Origin of the sequence: Azovibrio restrictus DSM 23866 (assembly GCF_000429665.1) — a bacterium.
GTDB classification, from domain to species: Bacteria; Pseudomonadota; Gammaproteobacteria; order Burkholderiales; family Rhodocyclaceae; genus Azovibrio; species Azovibrio restrictus.
In genome coordinates this window covers 38,050-55,143 of record NZ_AUCH01000004.1, presented here as the reverse complement: position 1 = coordinate 55,143, position 17,094 = coordinate 38,050, and the positions used below count along the sequence as shown (strand labels likewise).

Genomic DNA, 17,094 nt, shown 5'->3' with positions numbered 1-17,094 from the left:
CGCCCCATGCACCGCTTAGCCAAACTGCTGTTCGTCGCCGGCCTCTGCCTCCTGCTGGCCGCCCTGTGGAAGAAGCACGAACTGCCGGCCCCGGGGCTGCTGCAACCGGCCCTGCAGGAAGAGCCCCTGCAGAAGGCCGTCACCATGCCGGCCTTCGAGCGCAGCGTCGGCCAGATCAACTACCGGATCCAGCCCCTGTACCGCTACGAGCTGTGGGGCCTGGTGGTCAGCCGCCACGACAGCGATACCTGGTGGGACTACCTGCACAAGGAATGGAATGACCGCCTCAACGTGGCCGACCTGTGCGTGCTCTGGGGCGACAACCTGAACAACGCCAGCTACGGCCAGGTTTCCTTCTCCAGCGGCCAGTTCACCTGCTACTTCCAAACCGACTCCAACGAGGTTTACCAGGCCTTCGACCAGACCGCCATCTCCAACAACCACCTGCTCAGCGACGATCCGGAACTGATCCGGCGCATCAAGAACACCCGGGTGGGCGACCAGATCCATTTCCGTGGCTACCTGGCCGAGTATTCCCATGAACACGGCACCCCGTTCCGGCGCGGCACCAGCACCACCCGCAGCGACACGGGCAACGGGGCCTGTGAAACCGTGTTCCTGGAGGAATTCACCATCCTGAAACAGGGCGGCGGCCCCTGGCACAAACTGCAGTGGCTGGGCATTGCCCTGATGGTACTGGGCAGCATCGCCTGGATCGCCGCACCGGTGCGGCTACGGAACTGAGACCAACGGCAATCCGGGAACGCGGCGGCAAGCGGATTGTCCGAGGAGCGCGCCCTCCAGGAGAACCCGCCCATGCCCAAGCTCAAACTCGCCGAACTGATGGGGGCCCTGAGTTACGCCCTGGACATCACCGAGGGACAACCCGAAGGCCACTGCGTCCGCTGCTGCTGGATCGGCATGCACCTGGGGCGCCGCGTGGGCCTGGAGGAAAAGCAGCTCTGGGAGCTCTACTACACCCTGCTACTCAAGGACCTGGGCTGCAGCAGCAACGCGGCGCGAATCTGCCAGCTCTACCTCACCGACGACCTCAGCTTCAAGCGGGATTACAAACAGTTGGGCGACAGCCTGCCCCAGGCCCTGGATTTCATCCTGCGCCACACGGGATTGCAGGCCGGGCTGGCACAGCGCTTCAGCGCCCTGTTCTCGGCCATGAGCCATAGCCAGGAACTGGCCACCGAACTGATCCAGACCCGCTGCCAGAGAGGCGCGGACATTGCCCGCACCCTGCGCTTTCCGGAAGCCGTGGCCCGGGGCATCCACAGCCTGGACGAGCACTGGGACGGCCGGGGCCTCCCCGAAGGGCTGGCCGGAAGCGCCATTCCCATTTACGCCCGGATCGCTCTACTGGCCCAGGTGATGGATGTCTTTCACCATTCCGGCGGCCCCCAGGCGGCCCTGCAGGAAATCCGCCAGCGCAGCGCCAGCTGGTTCGATCCCCGGCTGGTGGAAGCCTGTGAGACCCTGGCCGGGGATAGTGAGTTCTGGTCCATGCTGACCGATCCCAGCCTGCCCCAGGCCCTGTTTGCCCTGGAGCCCGGCCTGTTCGAGGTTCCCCTGGATGATGATTACCTGGACGAAATTGCCGCAGCCTTCGGCCAGGTGGTGGACTCGAAAAGCCCCTACACCGCCGGACACAGCGCCCGGGTAGCCGAGTACACGGACCGGATTGCTATCCAGTTGGGCCTCTCCCCCGAGCGGCGGCGCTGGCTGCGCCGGGCGGCCCTGCTGCACGACATCGGCAAGCTGGGGGTAAGCAACGCGGTGCTGGACAAGCCGGGCAAGCTCGATGCCGCCGAATGGCGCGCGGTCCAACAGCACGCGGCCTATACGGAAGCCATCCTGGCGCGCATCGGCGCCTTCGGGGAGCTGGCCCGGGTGGCAGGGGCCCATCATGAACGCCTGGATGGCAAAGGCTACCCCCGGGGGCTGGCGGCCGAGGCCATCTGTTTGGAAACCCGCATCATCACCACGGCCGACATCTTCGATGCAATCACCGCCGCCCGGCCTTACCGGGGCGCCATCCCCGTAGATCAGACCCTGGAGATCATGGCGGAAAACCTGGGAAGCGCCATCGATCCCCGCTGCTTTTCCGCCCTCAAGGCAACGCTGGAACCCGACCACCCGCCTCAGTAGTGGGGCGGGATTTCGTCCGCCAGGTTACGCCCACCCTGGGCCGGCGCCATGCTCTGCATCTGCAGGCGCAGAGCCTTGAGTTCCTGCACCAGCAAGTCGATCTGCTGTTGCTGGCGATAGACCGTGGTGTTCAGGGTTTCCAGCAGATCCTGGGCAAAGCTGAACTTGATTTCCAGATCGGTAATGCGTTCTTCCATGGGGCAACATCCTTGCAAGGGGCCGCCATCATACCCAAGCCCATGAAAAAATAAGCAAATGCTGTTTTGTTGAATCAATTAACCATGGTTTAATGAGAAGGCATCCTGTTACGTGGAAAAATCATGAGCCCCAGACCTCTACATCCAGGCAAGACCTACATCACTTCCAGCGAGCTGCGGGAATCCTGCTGTGCCATGCGTGTCGCCACCGAAAAGATGGCCCGCATCCACGGCCTGAGCGCCCCCGTCTGCCCCCGGAAGCAGAAATGCCAGGAACAGGCCCGTCGCACCGCCGCCTGAGCCCTTTCCGCCGGCAACACCGCCTGTGACATAATGGCCCGCCCCTACGGCGGGCTTTTTCATTTCGGGAACCTTTATCCCGCCTCCCGGTCTTTCTCTGCCTTCCCTCATGCCCTCCTGTGATCCCATGGCCGCAAGCCCCCGTCCCCTGGAACTCCTCGCCCCCGCCAAGAACGCCGATTACGGCATCGAAGCCATCCTGCACGGGGCCGATGCCGTCTACATCGGCGGCCCGGCCTTCGGGGCCCGTTCCAACGCGGGCAACACGGTAGCCGACATCGCGCGCCTGGCCCGGGAAGCCCACCGTTACCAGGCCCGGGTATTCGTGACGGTGAACACCATCCTCAAGGACGAAGAGCTGGAACCGGCCCGCAAGATCATCTGGCAGCTCCACGAGGCCGGGGCCGACGCGGTGATCATCCAGGACATGGGCCTCCTGGAACTGGACCTGCCCCCCATCCAGCTCCACGCCAGCACCCAGACCGACATACGTACGCTGGAAAAGGCTCGCTTCCTGGACCAGGTGGGCTTCTCCCAGATCGTCCTGGCCCGGGAGCTGAACCTGATGCAGATTCAGCGCATCGCCGCCGCCACCTCCTGCAATCTGGAATTCTTCATCCACGGGGCCCTCTGCGTCGCCTACTCGGGCCAGTGCTACATCAGCCACGCCCACACGGGCCGCAGCGCCAACCGGGGTGAATGCTCCCAGGCCTGCCGCCTACCCTACGACCTGGCCGACCAGGACGGCAAGCTGGTGGCCCAGGACAAGCACCTGCTCTCCATGAAGGACAACGACCAGAGCGCCAACCTGCTGGCCCTGGCGGATGCGGGCATCACCTCCTTCAAGATCGAGGGGCGGCTGAAGGACCTGTCCTACGTGAAGAACATCACCGCCCACTACCGCAGTCTAGTGGACGGCATCCTGGCAGCCCACCCGGAGCGCTACTGCCAGGCCTCCGCCGGGCGCTGCAGCTACACCTTCACGCCCCAGCCGGAAAAAACCTTCAACCGGGGCGCCACCGACTATTTCGTCCATGACCGCAAGGCCGACATCGGCGCCTTCGACACCCCCGCCTTCTCCGGCGAAGCCCTGGGCCGGGTGAATCAGCTTGGCCCCAACTGGTTCGAGGTGGAAACCGAAGCCGAACTCCACAATGGCGACGGCCTCTCCTACTTCGACCCGGAGCAGGAACTGGTGGGCCTGCGTATCAACACCGCCGAACAGCGCAGCGGCAAGGGCAAGAACTCCATCTGGCGCTGCAGCCCCAACGAAATGCCCGCCGACCTGGCCCAGGGCACTCTCCTGTACCGCAACCGGGACCAAAGTTTCGAGCGCCTGCTGGAAAAGAAATCCGCCGAGCGGCGCATCGGCGTACACCTGCGCCTGGAGGAAACCCCCGAGGGCTTCGCCCTGCTGCTCACCGACGAGACGGGCATCACCGCCGCCGCCAGCATCGCCCAGCCCAAGGAGCCCGCCAAGGATGCAGAACGGGCCCTCACCGGCCTGCGCGACAACCTGGCCAAGCTGGGCAACACCCTGTACCGGGCCGAGGCCATCGACCTTTCCCTGAGCCTGCCCCCGGACCAGGCCTGGTTCCTGCCCGCCAGCGTGGTCAACGGTCTGCGCCGGGACGCCGTGGAAGCCCTGGACGCCGCCCGGGCCGCCGCCTACCGGCGCCCGGAGCGCAAAGCCCCCGCCGCAAACCCGCCCCCCTACCCGGAATCCGCCCTCTCCTACCTGGGCAACGTCTACAACCAGAAGGCCCACGCCTTCTACAGCCGCCACGGGGTCTCCGTGATCGAGGCCGCCTACGAAACCAACCAGGAAGCCGGCGAGGTGTCCCTGATGATCACCAAGCACTGCCTGCGCTACAGCTTCAACCTCTGCCCCAAGGAAGTGAAAGGCATCCGCCCCGACCCCATGACCCTGGTGAACGGCAAGGAAAAACTCACCCTCACCTTCGACTGCAAGAAATGCGAAATGCACGTGGTGGGCAAACTGAAGACCCAGCGCATCATCCCCATCCAGGCCCGCTGAACCCGCCCCAGACCCGGGCAGAAAACACCACCGGGAGCCTGCGGCCCACCGCCCGTTAGCGCACGATCAGGCGCGCAGAGCAGAAAAAAAGAAGACACCCCCGAAAAACGTGGACAAATCCGCAAACCCTGCTACAATGCGCGCCTTCCCGGAGAGGTGGATGAGTGGTTTAAGTCGCACGCCTGGAAAGCGTGTTCAGGGTAATACCCTGACGGGGGTTCGAATCCCCCCCTCTCCGCCAGGATTCGAGAAAAAGCCCTGACCTGTCAGGGCTTTTTCTTTGCCTGTCTCCCAGCCATGCCGGAACGGCAGCCAGTAGCTGGACTCCCCCTTCTGCGCTTCAAGCAGACCATCAGCCTCAGGCAGACGCCTGCAAGCGTCCGCCCGCACTATTCCCACGTTCCCAAACCCTAGCGTTTCAGCGCAGCAGGATTGATCCCGAACTGCCGGCGGAAGGCTGCCGAGAAATGGCTGACGTTGCTGTACCCCAGGTCCATGGCCACCTCGGTCACAGTCGCCCGGCCCGCCTGCAGACGTCGTCTGGCCTCGTGCATGCGCGCCTCCAGAAACAGGCTGTAGACGCTGTTGCCGAACATGGCCTTGAAGCCCCGCTTCAGCTTGAGCAGGCTCAGGCCGCTCTCGGCAGCCAGGTCGTTCAGGCTGGGGGCCTTGCCCAGATCGGCAAGCAGCAGGTCCCGGGCCCGCTGCAACCGGGACCGGTCTTCCTGACTGAAGCCCCGGTCAGCCGCGGGAGCGCGGCTTTCCAGGAACAGGCCCAGCAGGGACAAGCCCTGTCCCTCGATCCACAGGCGGCTCCGCACCGGGCCTTCGGCCCCGGCCGTCATGGCGCGGCAGGACTGACTCAGGGACAAGGCCGTGGCGTGCAGCTCCGGGCCATGGCAGCCATCGATGAAGCAGTTGCCGGTGCCCACCTCCTGGCGCAGGCCGCATCCCTGCTCGTCTTCCCAGGAAGCCAGGACATCGGGTCTGAGCATCACTGTGACGCTGGCAATCCCCCCTTTCTGGTGACGAAACCGGCCCAGGCGGTCCGGACCGAAATGGATATACCCGGCCCCGGCCCCCACCTCATGGGATTCGGCCCTGGTCTGGCTCCTGAATTCGCACTGGGTCCGCCCCTGCAATACGTAACCGAAATGAACTAGGTTGCTGTCGTCACGCATCGTGAATTCCAGGGGCTGGGCGAAGCAGCCATGCCAGATCAACAGATCGACCCCGTCCTGAAGAGGAATGCGGGCCAGATTGCAGCTGTGGCCGGGCCCCAGGCCGAGCACCGAGATATCGGCCAGCACCTCCGAAGCCCGGATTTCCCTGCTCATCTCAAATCTGCGTGCAGCTAGCGACATGCTTTCCCCCTGGACAGTGAACCGATTCGGGCAACAGCTAATCCGATCCGGGTAGCGCGACAAACGGGAATTATTATCATCTACTCCGATTTGATAAATCAACCCATTCGGAGAATTTCATCTTGACCTCCCAGACCTGCAATCTCACCGGCGTCCCGGAAACCATGCTGTGGACCCTGCACAACCGGGCCAGCGAAGCCATGCGCGCCGATGCCTGGCTGCAGGACCCGGACGCCGTGCGCATCTACCAATCCCTCCAGTACGACTACCTGCGCAGCTTCGGCCACCCGGACTCCTCCCATGCCATCCGCTCCCTGGTCTTCGACCAGGCCCTGCAACCCTGGCTTCAGGCCCACCCGGGCGGCACCGTGGTGGAACTGGCCTGCGGCCTGGAAACCCAGTTCCAGCGCTGCGATGACGGGCAGGTGCGCTGGCTGTGCGTCGATGTGCCGGAATCCATCGCCGTCCGTGAACGCTTCCTGGCCCCCAGCGAACGCTGCCGCCACCTGGGCAAGAGCGCCCTGGACCTGTCCTGGATGGATCATGTGGATGGCTCCCGGGGCGTTTTCGTCACCGCCCAGGGGCTGCTGATGTACTTCGAGGAAGCCCAGGTAAAAACCCTGCTGGCAGCGATCATCGCCCGCTTCCCGGGAGTGGAACTGATGTTCGACACCATCCCCCACTGGTTCTCGCGGCTGACCACGCGCCCCGAAGGGTTCTGGAAAACCCGGCACTACCGCACCCCCCCCATGCCCTGGGGCATTGCCCGGCACGAACTGGAAGCGATGCTGCGCAGCTGCTCGCCGCTGATGGGCGCCATCCACATCCAGAACTACCCCCGGATGCGTGGCTTTCCGGCCTGCCTGTTTCCGTGGCTGAGCCGCCTCCCCGGTCTCTCCGGCAAGTCCCCCTGCATCGTGCATGCCAAGACGAAAACCCCTGCCTGAACAGCGCCCAACCCGCCGGATATGATCATGAAAAAAACCCTTCCCTTCCCCTCCCGTCCCCGCCTGCTGGCCGTCGCCATGGCCGTGATCGCAACCAGCAGCGTCCAGGCCGCCGATGACCAGACGCTGACCACGGTCACCGTCTCGGCCAACAAGATCGAACAGGATGCCCAGTCCATCCCCCAGAGCATCACCGTCATCAGCGAATCCGAACTCCAGGAAAAGGGCATCACCAAGGTGGCCGACGTGGTCGGCGAGATTCCCAACATGTTCGTCAACGGCGCCGGGGGCAATGGCATGGGCGTCAGCTTCCGGGGCCTCAACACCTCCATCTTCACCAACAACAACCCGGTAGTCGTCTACATCGACGGCATTCCCTACTCCAACCGTTATGGTTTCGATCCATCCCTGGCCAACGTGGAGCGGGTGGAAGTGCTGCGCGGCCCCCAGGGTTCCATCTACGGGAAGGACGCCATCGGCGCGGTAATCAGCATCGTCACCAAGAAGCCCAGCGACACATGGCACGGCTCGGTGGGCCTGGAGCTATCCAGCAACGACACCCGCTACAGCAGCTTCAATGCAGCCGGCGCCCTGCTCAAGGAGCAGTTGTACGCCGGCATCAACGGCCAGTACGACAGCAGTGAGGGCTGGATCGAGAATACCTGGCCGGGGATGGAAAAGAAGGCGGATGCAGACCGGACCGGCAAACTGGGGGGCTACCTGTTATGGACGCCCCACGCGGATCTGGACGCCAAGCTGACCCTGTCCCGGGACCGGCGCACCGGTCACTGGTACAAGAATACCCAGGCCCTGGCCGGTGGCACTTCCCTGAGTGAATTCAGGCGGAGCGACGCGGAAAAGGCCAGCTATGACACCAGGACCCGGGAAACCGGCGATACCGATGCCCAGAGTCTGGCCCTCACCTGGCGCCTGGACGGCGTCACCCTGGATGCGGTGACAACCCACAAGACCTTCACCATGAAAGGCATCTACGACGCTGACTTCGGCACCAGCCCCCTCTATACCGGCCTGAGCCAGTTCAACAACTCCCGCACCGAAACCTGGTCCCAGGAGCTGCGCCTGTCCAGCAGTGCCAAGACCGGCCTGCGCTGGGTGGCCGGCCTCTACCTGGAGAAGGAAAAGCACGAGCAGGGCCCCTACGGCATGCAGTTCCCCAACTTCGACCCCAGCACCATGGATTACCTGGGCAGTTTCGGCATGGACGCCCACTCCCTCACCGACAGCAAGACCCAGGCCCTGTTCGGGCAGTTGATCTACCCCATCGGCGCCGCCGAACTGACCCTGGGAGGCCGCTGGCAGCAGATCGAGAAGAAGTTCGACATCGACACCTACTACCTGCCGGTGGGCCTGAGCGGCCCGGCCATGTACAGCATGGCGGACACCAACCGGGCCAGCACCTTCCTGCCCAAGGCCGCGCTCAGCTATCCGCTGCACAAGAACTGGACCGCCTACGTCTCCTACGCCAAGGGCTACATGCCCGGCGGCTACAACTACTTTTCCAGTGGTGGCAGCACCGCCGACAACCGCTTCGAGCCCCAGATTTCCGACAACTACGAAATCGGCATCAAGGGCCAGGCCGGCAACGTCACGCTGGCGGCCAACCTGTTCCACATGAACATCGAGGACATCCACATCTACAAGGCCCAGGGCGCCCTGTACACCACCGGCAATGCCAAGAGGGCCCATTCGACCGGGGCCGAGCTGGAAGTGGGCTGGCAACCGGCGCGCCACTGGGAACTCAGCGGCGCCCTCGGCCTGATCAGCGCCAAGTACGACGACTACGACACCGGCAGCCACAACTTCGACGGCGAAACCATCGCCAACACCCCTTCCCACACCCTGCGTCTGAGCGCTGCTTATCTCGCCCCCAGCGGGGCCTATGGCCGGGTCGATGTGCGGAACCAGGGACGGGTGATGTTCTACGACGACGCCCAGAAAAGCTTCGTGCGCGAAAAAGGCCACACCACGGTGGATCTCAAGGCCGGCTACCGCTTCGCCGACTGGGACCTCTACGCCTTCGTGCACAACCTGACCGACACCAAATACATCAACGGCTTCATGTCCTCCTCCAGCATCACCATGGCCAGCTTCGGCGAGCCACGCCGGATCGGCATCGGCGCCCGCTACCACTTCTGATCCCCGGCCGCCCCGGCGGGCGGTCTTTCGGGCGCTCCCGGGCTTAGTCCCGGGCGCCGGCATTTTTTCACCACGAGGTATCCATGAGCGCGACTTCCGGCCTGCAACTGCGCGGCCTGACCAAGACCTACGCCAACGGCGTCAAGGCCCTGAACGGCATCGACCTGAGCGTTCCCCCCGGACTCTACGGACTGCTCGGCCCCAACGGCGCCGGCAAGAGCACGCTGATGCGCACCCTGGCCACGCTGCAGGCCCCCGACGCCGGCCAGATCGAGCTCGACGGGGTGGACGTGCTGGCCGACCCGGACCACCTGCGCCGCCGCCTCGGCTACCTGCCGCAGACCATCGGCGCCTATCCGGGCGTCAGCGGCCGCGACCTGCTCGACCGCTTCGCCTGGCTCAAGGGGCGTACCGAGCGCCGGCAACGCCGCGCCGAAGTCGAGGCGCTGCTGCAGCGGGTGAACCTCGGCGACGCCGCGCACCGGGCCGTGGCCACCTATTCGGGTGGCATGCTGCGCCGCTTCGGCATTGCCATGGCGCTGATCGGCTCGCCGCGCCTGCTCATCGTCGACGAGCCCACCGCCGGCCTCGACCCGGCCGAGCGCAACCGCTTCCACCGGGTTCTCGCCGACGTCGCCGCCGAAGCCGTGGTGCTGCTGTCTACCCACATCGTCGAGGACATCGAGAACCTGTGCGCCCGGCTGGCGATCCTGGCCCGCGGCCGCATCGTTGCCGAGGGCACCCCGGCCGAACTGAGTTCGGCCCTGGCCGGCCGCCTCTGGGCGCGCGTGGTGCCCCGCGGCGAAGCCCTGCCCGCCGCCGTCCAGCTCACCGCCGTGCCTGGCGGCACCCTCGCCGTGGTCCTCGCCGAAGCATCGCCCGGCCCCGGCTTCCAGCCCCATCCGGCGACGCTGGAAGACGCCTACCACGTGGCCCTGGCAGCCGCCGGCCTCAGCGACGAGGAGGCGTAAATGAACTTCCTCCTGCGCGAGGCCTGGCACGAGTTCCGGGCCGGCCTCAAGGGCGGCGTGCTGCCGCTGATCTACCTGGTGCTCAGCGCCTACATCCTGGTCGTCATGACCAGCGCCGACAACCTGCGCTCCATGGGCGCCGTGGACATCCCGCGCAACGCTCCGGCCCTGGTCTACATGATGACTTCGGGCGACGCCTTCTTCCTGTTCTTCGCCTGGGCCTGGGTCTTCGCCCAGCCCATCGTGCGCGACCGGGCCGCGCAACTGCACGAGGTCGTGCTCGCCGCCCCGGTTTCCCTGCGCCAACTGCTCGCCGCCCGCTACCTGGGCGCCCTCGGGGTGGCCCTGCTGCTCGGCACCTCGCAGATTCTCGGCTTCCTGCTGGCGCCCCTGCTCGAAAGCCTGGGCGCGGTGCCCCCCGGTTCGGTGGCCGCCGCGCCCTGGGCCGCCTTCGCCTGGGCCTTCCTGATCTTCACCCTGCCCCTGGCGGCCGGCGCCGGCGCCCTCTATTACATCGCCGCCCTGCGCAGCCGCAGCGTCGGCGGCGCCTTCGCCGTGGCGGCGCTGCTGATGGCGTTCTGGATGGTGGCGATGATCGTCTTCAAGGGCGGCCACGCCGATCCCTTCCTGGTCACCGTGCTCGATCCCTCCGGCTTTGCCGAGGCCGAGCACCAGGTGGTGGACCAATGGACGCCGCAGCAGAAGAGCAGCGCCCTGCTCGCCCTGACCCCGGCGCTGGCCTGGAACCGCCTGCTCTGGGGCGGCCTGCCGCTGCTGCTGCTGGCCCTGGCGATCTGGCGGACGCGGCGGGAAAGCCTGGTGCACGGCCGCGGCGAGGGAAATTCGCGGAAATTGACGGTCGACCATCAGATTTCGGCAAAATCCGCCAGCGCGCCGCTGCCCGGCCCGGTCCAGCGCAGTTCCTGGCTGGCCGCCGTGGTCGCCGAATCCGCCTGGCAGGCGCGCCTGATCCTGGCCCGGCGCAGCCTGTGGATCGCCGTCGCCCTGCTGGTCCTGCTCGCCGTCGCCGCCGCCTTCGTGCACGGCATCCAGCACGCCTGGGGACCGATGCAGGCCCGCGCCGAGTTCGTCTCGCCGGTGCTCACCCAGACCTTCTACCTGATCGTCGTCTTCATGACCGCGGCGATGGTCGGCCTGGCTGCCCGCCGCGACGAGCAGCCCGGCCTGTGCGAGATGTTCGATGCGACGCCGGCCCCCAACTCGGTCCGCCTAGCCGGGCGCGCCGTCGCCGCCCTGGTGGTCGGGCTGGTCTGCGTCGCCATCCCGGCTGCCGGCACCATCCTGGTCGGCCTGCTCACCACCCCCGAGGCCGCCATCCTGCTGCCCCTGCTGCATCAGGGCGGCGTCCTGCTGCCGGCAATCCTGGAGCTGGCGGCGATTACCCTGCTGCTGCACGCCCTGATCCGCCACCCGGGCACCGCCCACGCGGCGGCGATCCTGGCCGCCTTCATCATGGTGGTCAATTTCGAGGTCGGCCTGGTCAATTACCCGCCCCACCAGATCGGGCGCGGCGTCGGCATCGCCCTCTCCGGCCTGAGCGGCTTCGCGCCCTGGGTCGAGAAACTGATCGCCAGCGACGCCTTCAAGCTGGCCCTGGCCGCCACCCTGGTCGCGCTGGCCGCCGTCGTCACCCGGCGCGGTTGCGATGCCGGCTGGCGCAGCCGCCTCGGGCAATGGCGCCGCGGCCTGTTCGGCGGCCCCGGCCTCGCCGTCGTCGCCGGCATCGTCGCCCTGGCGGGCTGCTCGGCCTGGCTGCAACAGCGTTACGTGGTCGAAGGCGGCTACCAGACCCGCGACCAGGAACTGGCCGGCGATGCCGACTGGGAACGGCGCTGGCTGCCCGCGGCGGCCGAGTTCAGCGTTGCCGGCGGCGAGGTGCTGCTGCAGGTCGTACCGGCCAGCCGCGAACTGCGCGGCCACTGGACCCTGGACGGGGTGCGGGTACACGGCAGCAGCCTGCACGCCCGGCTGCCCCACGGCTTTGAACTCCTCGACGCCAGGGTAGACGGTCAGAGCGTCGGCGCCACCGTGGACGACGAACACCTGGCCATCCCCGCCGCCAACTGCCGCTCCCGGGACTGCCGCATCGAACTCGCCTGGCGGCTGCCGGTGGCCGGCTGGACGGTGAGCGACGACGGCGTCCTGGCCCGGCCAGCCTGGCTGGTCGGCGACGATTTCTGGCTGCGCGCCCGGGAGGTGATGCCGCGCCTGGGCCTGGACGGCGAGCGGGTGATCCGCACTCCGGCCGAGCGCAGCCGCCTCGGCCTGGCCGCCGGTTTTGCCCTGCCGGCCTGGCGCGCCAGCCTGGCCGACGGCGCCGCCGCCCCGGCCGGCCAGTGGCGCTGGCGGGTGGAAGTGGCCGGACACCCGGCGGCAGGCGCTGACGGTCAACTGGCCGGCCTGCTCGATTTTGCCGCCCTCGCCGCCCAGCGGGCCCGGACCACCGAAGTCGCCGGGCTCAAGCTGATCCACGACGCCAGCCGCGGCGCGGACGCCCTGGCGGTAGCCGACGACCTGCAGCGGATGCAGCGCTGCGTCGCCCGCCACCTGGGCAGCGCCCCTGCCGTCAGCAGCGTCGCCCAGTGGCCCCGGGGCCTGCCGCCGGGGGATGGCGACGCAGCCCTGGCCGGCGGCCTGCTGCTGCTCGCCGAACAGCCCCACTGGGACGTGGCGGGCCAGGGCACCGGCCGCCTCGCCCGACGCGCCGACATCGCCGCCGCCCTGGCCCGCCGGAGCGTGGCCGACGCCGCCGACCTGCGCGAAGGCGCCGGCAGCGCCTGGCTGGCCAGCGGCCTGCCCGGCGCCATCGGCCTGCTCTGCGTCGCCGAGGAAGACGGGGTCGCGGCCCTGCAGGCGCTGCTGACGCGGGGCGCCCAACGCACCACCGAAGCCCTGGCCGGCACCGAAACCCCGGTCGGCCCCCTGAGCCTGGCGCCGCGCCAGGCCTGGCCGGCCGACTACGCCCCCCTGGCCGCCCTGAACTGGGCGGCCCGGCTCAGCCCGGCGGAAATCCAGGCGCTGCTGGCGCAATTGCGCCGCCAGGGCGATCTGGTCGCCGCCCTGGGCAGCGTCGCCGCCGCCGACCAGGTGGATCGCTGGCTCGGCCCGCCCCTGGCGACCGACGTCCGCGCCGCCGGCACTGCCGGCGAACGCTGGGTCTGGCGCGACGGCGGCTGGCAAGGGGCCGGCAGCCCGGTGGCAGCGCGCCGCCTGCAAAGCATCGACGGCCGCCTGAACTGGGACGCGCCGCCCCAGGCCAGCGTCCCGGCCCTCTACCTGGACGACTGGCCAGCCTACGAACGGGAACCCAAGGACAACCTGCATGCCCCACACTGACCTCCCCACCCCGCCGGCGGCCAGCCCCTGGCGGATCATGGACCCGGTACGCGGCCAGATCCGCCTGGCCATGGCCCTGGCGGTCCTGGCCGCCATGGCCGGACTCGTCGCCATGGGCCTGCTGGCCCTCGCCGTGCAGCAACTGCTCGAGCACCCGGGCGACTGGCCCTGGCAGGCCGGGGCCGGCGTCCTTGCCTGCACCGTGCTCGCCTACCTGCTGCGCCTGACCGCCTTCGACCAGTCCCACTACGCCGCCTTCCGCCTGGAAACCCTGCTCCGCCAGCAACTGAGCCGTCACCTGGCGCAGGTGCCCATGGGCTATGTCGAAAGCGTCGGTGCTGCGGCCCTGGCCAAGGTCATCCACGACGACGTGAAGGCCCTGCACGTTTTCGTCGCCGACAGCACGCCGCTCTACGCCCGCGCCTACGTCACCCCGGTCCTGACCCTGGTCGCCCTGCTCTGGCTCGACTGGCGCCTGGCCCTGGGGGCGCTGGCGGTGCTGCTGGTCGGCTTCGGTGTCCTCAGCCTGGCCATGCGCAATCGCCAGGAGATGGTGCGCCGTTACAACGCGGCCCGGGAACAGGTCAGCGCCGCCGTGGTCGAGTTCGTCCAGGCGATGCCGGTGGTGCGCACCTTCGATAGCGGCCAGGCGACTTTCGGCCGCTATCAGCAGGCCCTGGAAGCCTACCGGGCGATGCTCAGCGAGTGGTACCGGGAGGCCGGCTTCCCGGCCCGCTTTTCCATGGCCCTGCTCAATCCCCTGCCCACCCTGCTGGTCCTGCTCTGGCTAGGCGCCTGGCTGAACTGGCACGCACAGCTCGGCTTCGCCACCTGGCTGGCGGTGCTGCTGGTCGGCACCGGCATGGCCGAGGCGATGATGCCGGCCATGAGCCTGAGCCACATGGTGGACAAGGTGAAGCTTTCGATCGCGCGCATCGGCCAGGTGCTGGCCACTCCGGTGCTGCCGGCCCCGGCCCGGCCCGGGCAGCGGCCGGCCGATACCTCGATCGAGTTCGAGGGGGTCAGCTTCCGCTACACCGCCGACGCCGACGAGGCCCTCAGCGAGGTCAGCTTTCGCGTGCCGCCGGGCAGCATCACCGCCCTGGTCGGCCCTTCCGGCGCCGGCAAGAGCACCGTCGCCCGGCTGATTCCGCGCTTCTGGGACGTTGCGGCCGGGAGCATCCGCATCGGCGGCGTGGACCTGCGCGACCTGGACAACGACGAATTGCTGCGCCACGTGGCCTTCGTCTTCCAGGACACCTTCCTGTTCGCCGACAGCATCGCCGCCAACATCCGCCTCGGCGTACCCGAGGCCGACATGGCGGCGGTGGTCGCGGCGGCCCGGGCGGCCCAGGCCCACGACTTCATCAGCGCCCTGCCCGAGGGCTACGAGACCCTGGCCGGCGAACGCGGCGCCTTCCTCTCCGGCGGCCAGCGCCAGCGCATCACCATCGCCCGGGCGATCCTGCAGAACCGGCCGATCCTGGTGCTCGACGAGGCCACCGCCTTCGCCGACCCGGAAAACGAGGCGGCCCTGATCGCCGCCCTGTCCGAGCTGATGCGCGGCAAGACGGTGATCATGGTCGCCCACCGCCTCAATACCATCCGCGACGCCGACCAGATCCTCGTTTTCGACCGGGGCCGGCTGGCCGAAAGTGGCCGGCACCAGGCCCTGGTCGATGCCGGCGGCGTCTATGGGCGCCTCTGGCGCAGTTACGAAACGGCCCGCCACTGGGCCCTGGACCCGGCCGGGCGGCATGTTGCGGTCGACCACGAAGAAAGCGGGAAAACCCCATGACCCAGCCCTCGATCACCCCCTGGAAGACCACTTATCGCCAGTTGCTCGACAGCGTCGGCCCGCACGCCCCGGCGCTGCGCAACAGCCTGGCCGGCCTGGCCGCCGCCGCCGTGCTCCAGGGCCTGGCCCTGGCCTGCATCGTGCCGCTGTTCGTCGCCCTGCTCAGCCGGCACGATGGCGCCGCGGCCCTTGCCTGGCTTGCCGCCATGAGCCTGCTCGCCCTGCTCGCCACCGGCTGCCGCTGGCTCGGCCAGGGCTTCGACTACACCGGACGGATGGCCGACGCCACCCACCGGCTGCGCACCCGCCTCGGCGAACAGCTGCGGCGGATGCCCCTGGAACGCATCCAGGACAAACGGGCCGGCGAGTTCAACGCGATGCTGCTGGGCAGCGTGGACGAGAACCTCAACTACACCCTGACCATCCTCAACCTGATCCTGGCCGCACTGCTGACGCCGCTTGCCACCGCCCTCGCCCTGGCCTGCTGGGACTGGCGCCTGGGCCTCGGCCTGCTGCTGGTGTTCCCGGCGATCGTCCCCCTCTACCGCTGGCGCCGCCCGGCCTTCGGCCGCGGCATGCGCAAACTGGCTGAAGCCAACGCCCGCACCAGCGCCGACGTGCTCGAATACACCCAGGGCCTGCCAGTGCTGCGCGCCGCCTGCCAGGCCGGCGACAAGGCGCAGCGGCTGCAGCAGAGCTTCGCCGATCTGGAGCGGCTGCAGACCATCGGCCACCGCAAGGGCGCCCGGCCCAACATCGTCATCACCAGCGTCGTCGAACTGGGCCTGCTCCTGCTGCTCGCCGCCGGCGTCAGCTGGGTGGCGGCAGGCAGCCTTGATCCGGCAATCCTCGCCGCCAGCTTCGTCATCGTCGTCCGCTTCGGCGAACCCCTGGCCACCTTCGTGCTGTACACGGCCATCCTCGAACTGATTGAAAGCGCCCTCGAGCGCATCCAGGCACTGCTCGCCGTGGCGCCGCTGCCGGTGCTTGACGCGGCCGCCCCGCCGAACACCCACGACATCGAGTTCGACCGGGTCAGCTTCCGCTACGCCCAGGCCGAACGGTCGGCCCTGGAGGACTTCAGTGCCCGCCTGCCGGCGCGCAGCCTGACCGCCCTGGTCGGCCCCTCCGGTTCCGGCAAGACGACCGTGACCCGGCTGCTGCTGCGCCATGCCGACCCGCAGCAGGGCGGCATCCGCATCGGCGGGGTCGAGCTCCGGGCGATGCCGGCGGAACAGTTGAACCGCCTGATTTCAGTGGTTTTCCAGGACGTCTACCTGTTCGACGATACGGTGCTCGCCAACATCCGCATGGCCCGGCCGGACGCCAGCGACGCCCAGGTCGAGGCCGCCGCCCGGGCCGCCTGCTGCCTGGATTTCATCGAACGCCTGCCGCAGGGCTGGCAGACCCGCCTGGGCGACATCGGCGGCCGCCTCTCCGGCGGCGAACGCCAGCGCATCTCGATTGCCCGGGCCCTGCTCAAGGAAGCGCCAATCGTCATCCTCGACGAGCCCACCGCCGCCCTCGACAGCGAGAGCGAGGTCGCCGTGCAGCGGGCCATCGACGCCCTGGTCCGCGAGCGCACGGTGATCGTCATCGCCCACCGCCTGTCCACCATCGTCGGCGCCGACCAGATCCTGGTCCTCGACGACGGCCGCCTGGTCGAGCACGGTCGACACGCCGAACTGCTGGAAAACGAAGGCCGCTACCGGCGCCTCTGGGAAGCCCAGGCCCGGGTCAAGGATTGGCACGCCGGTCGGTACGGCATGGCCTGAAGACCCGGTCATTGACCCCAAAGGCAGGGACTG

Annotated in this window: 12 protein-coding genes and 1 tRNA gene; 11 read left to right on the top strand and 2 right to left on the bottom strand. The window is 68.1% G+C overall.

Features of this window, described 5'->3' with window-relative positions:
- The first annotated feature begins 6 nt into the window (after positions 1–6).
- Positions 7–744, top strand: a complete 738-nt coding sequence (locus tag G474_RS19625; protein ID WP_051281901.1) for a hypothetical protein — start codon at positions 7–9, stop codon at positions 742–744.
- Between the two features lie 72 nt (positions 745–816).
- Positions 817–2,157: an HD-GYP domain-containing protein gene (locus G474_RS0105280; RefSeq protein WP_026686071.1), complete on the top strand. Its 1,341-nt coding sequence runs from the start codon at positions 817–819 to the stop codon at positions 2,155–2,157.
- Here G474_RS0105280 and G474_RS0105275 read toward each other — a convergent pair.
- A complete protein-coding gene (locus G474_RS0105275) occupies positions 2,151–2,354 on the bottom strand; it encodes a SlyX family protein (protein ID WP_026686070.1) in 204 nt (67 codons plus the stop codon). The genes G474_RS0105280 and G474_RS0105275 overlap by 7 nt on opposite strands.
- Before the next feature lie 123 nt (positions 2,355–2,477).
- Between G474_RS0105275 and G474_RS23140 the strand changes: the two genes are divergently transcribed.
- The 3 genes from G474_RS23140 to G474_RS0105260 all read left to right on the top strand — a co-directional run bounded on the left by G474_RS23140 (position 2,478) and on the right by G474_RS0105260 (position 4,933).
- Positions 2,478–2,654 (top strand): hypothetical protein, encoded by a 177-nt coding sequence (locus G474_RS23140; protein WP_156919152.1) that lies wholly within the window; start codon positions 2,478–2,480, stop codon positions 2,652–2,654.
- Between the two features lie 127 nt (positions 2,655–2,781).
- Positions 2,782–4,692, top strand: a complete 1,911-nt coding sequence (locus tag G474_RS0105265; protein ID WP_026686069.1) for a peptidase U32 family protein — start codon at positions 2,782–2,784, stop codon at positions 4,690–4,692.
- A 150-nt stretch (positions 4,693–4,842) separates the two neighbouring features.
- Positions 4,843–4,933 (top strand) — tRNA-Ser (locus G474_RS0105260).
- A 169-nt stretch (positions 4,934–5,102) separates the two neighbouring features.
- Here the strand turns inward: G474_RS0105260 and G474_RS0105255 are convergent.
- Positions 5,103–6,029: a helix-turn-helix transcriptional regulator gene (locus tag G474_RS0105255; protein ID WP_051281899.1), complete on the bottom strand. Its 927-nt coding sequence runs from the start codon at positions 6,027–6,029 to the stop codon at positions 5,103–5,105.
- 149 nt (positions 6,030–6,178) lie between these two features.
- Between G474_RS0105255 and G474_RS0105250 the strand changes: the two genes are divergently transcribed.
- From G474_RS0105250 to G474_RS0105225, 6 genes are all read left to right on the top strand, one after another.
- Positions 6,179–7,003: a class I SAM-dependent methyltransferase gene (locus G474_RS0105250; RefSeq protein ID WP_211228059.1), complete on the top strand. Its 825-nt coding sequence runs from the start codon at positions 6,179–6,181 to the stop codon at positions 7,001–7,003.
- Positions 7,004–7,030: 27 nt separating this feature from the next.
- On the top strand, positions 7,031–9,160 hold the full coding sequence (locus G474_RS0105245) for a TonB-dependent receptor (protein WP_051281897.1): 2,130 nt from the start codon (positions 7,031–7,033) through the stop codon (positions 9,158–9,160).
- An 83-nt stretch (positions 9,161–9,243) separates the two neighbouring features.
- Positions 9,244–10,131: an ABC transporter ATP-binding protein gene (locus G474_RS0105240; RefSeq protein ID WP_026686065.1), complete on the top strand. Its 888-nt coding sequence runs from the start codon at positions 9,244–9,246 to the stop codon at positions 10,129–10,131.
- The gene (locus G474_RS0105235) at positions 10,132–13,488 is read left to right on the top strand and encodes an ABC transporter permease (RefSeq protein ID WP_026686064.1); all 3,357 of its coding nucleotides are present in this window, start codon (positions 10,132–10,134) and stop codon (positions 13,486–13,488) included.
- Complete coding sequence (locus G474_RS0105230; RefSeq protein WP_026686063.1) at positions 13,475–15,286, top strand: ABC transporter ATP-binding protein; 1,812 nt, start codon at positions 13,475–13,477, stop codon at positions 15,284–15,286. Before G474_RS0105235 ends, G474_RS0105230 begins: the two co-directional genes overlap by 14 nt.
- Positions 15,283–17,061: an ABC transporter ATP-binding protein gene (locus G474_RS0105225; RefSeq protein WP_026686062.1), complete on the top strand. Its 1,779-nt coding sequence runs from the start codon at positions 15,283–15,285 to the stop codon at positions 17,059–17,061. The genes G474_RS0105230 and G474_RS0105225 overlap by 4 nt, the downstream gene beginning before the upstream one ends.
- Positions 17,062–17,094: the final 33 nt, after the last annotated feature.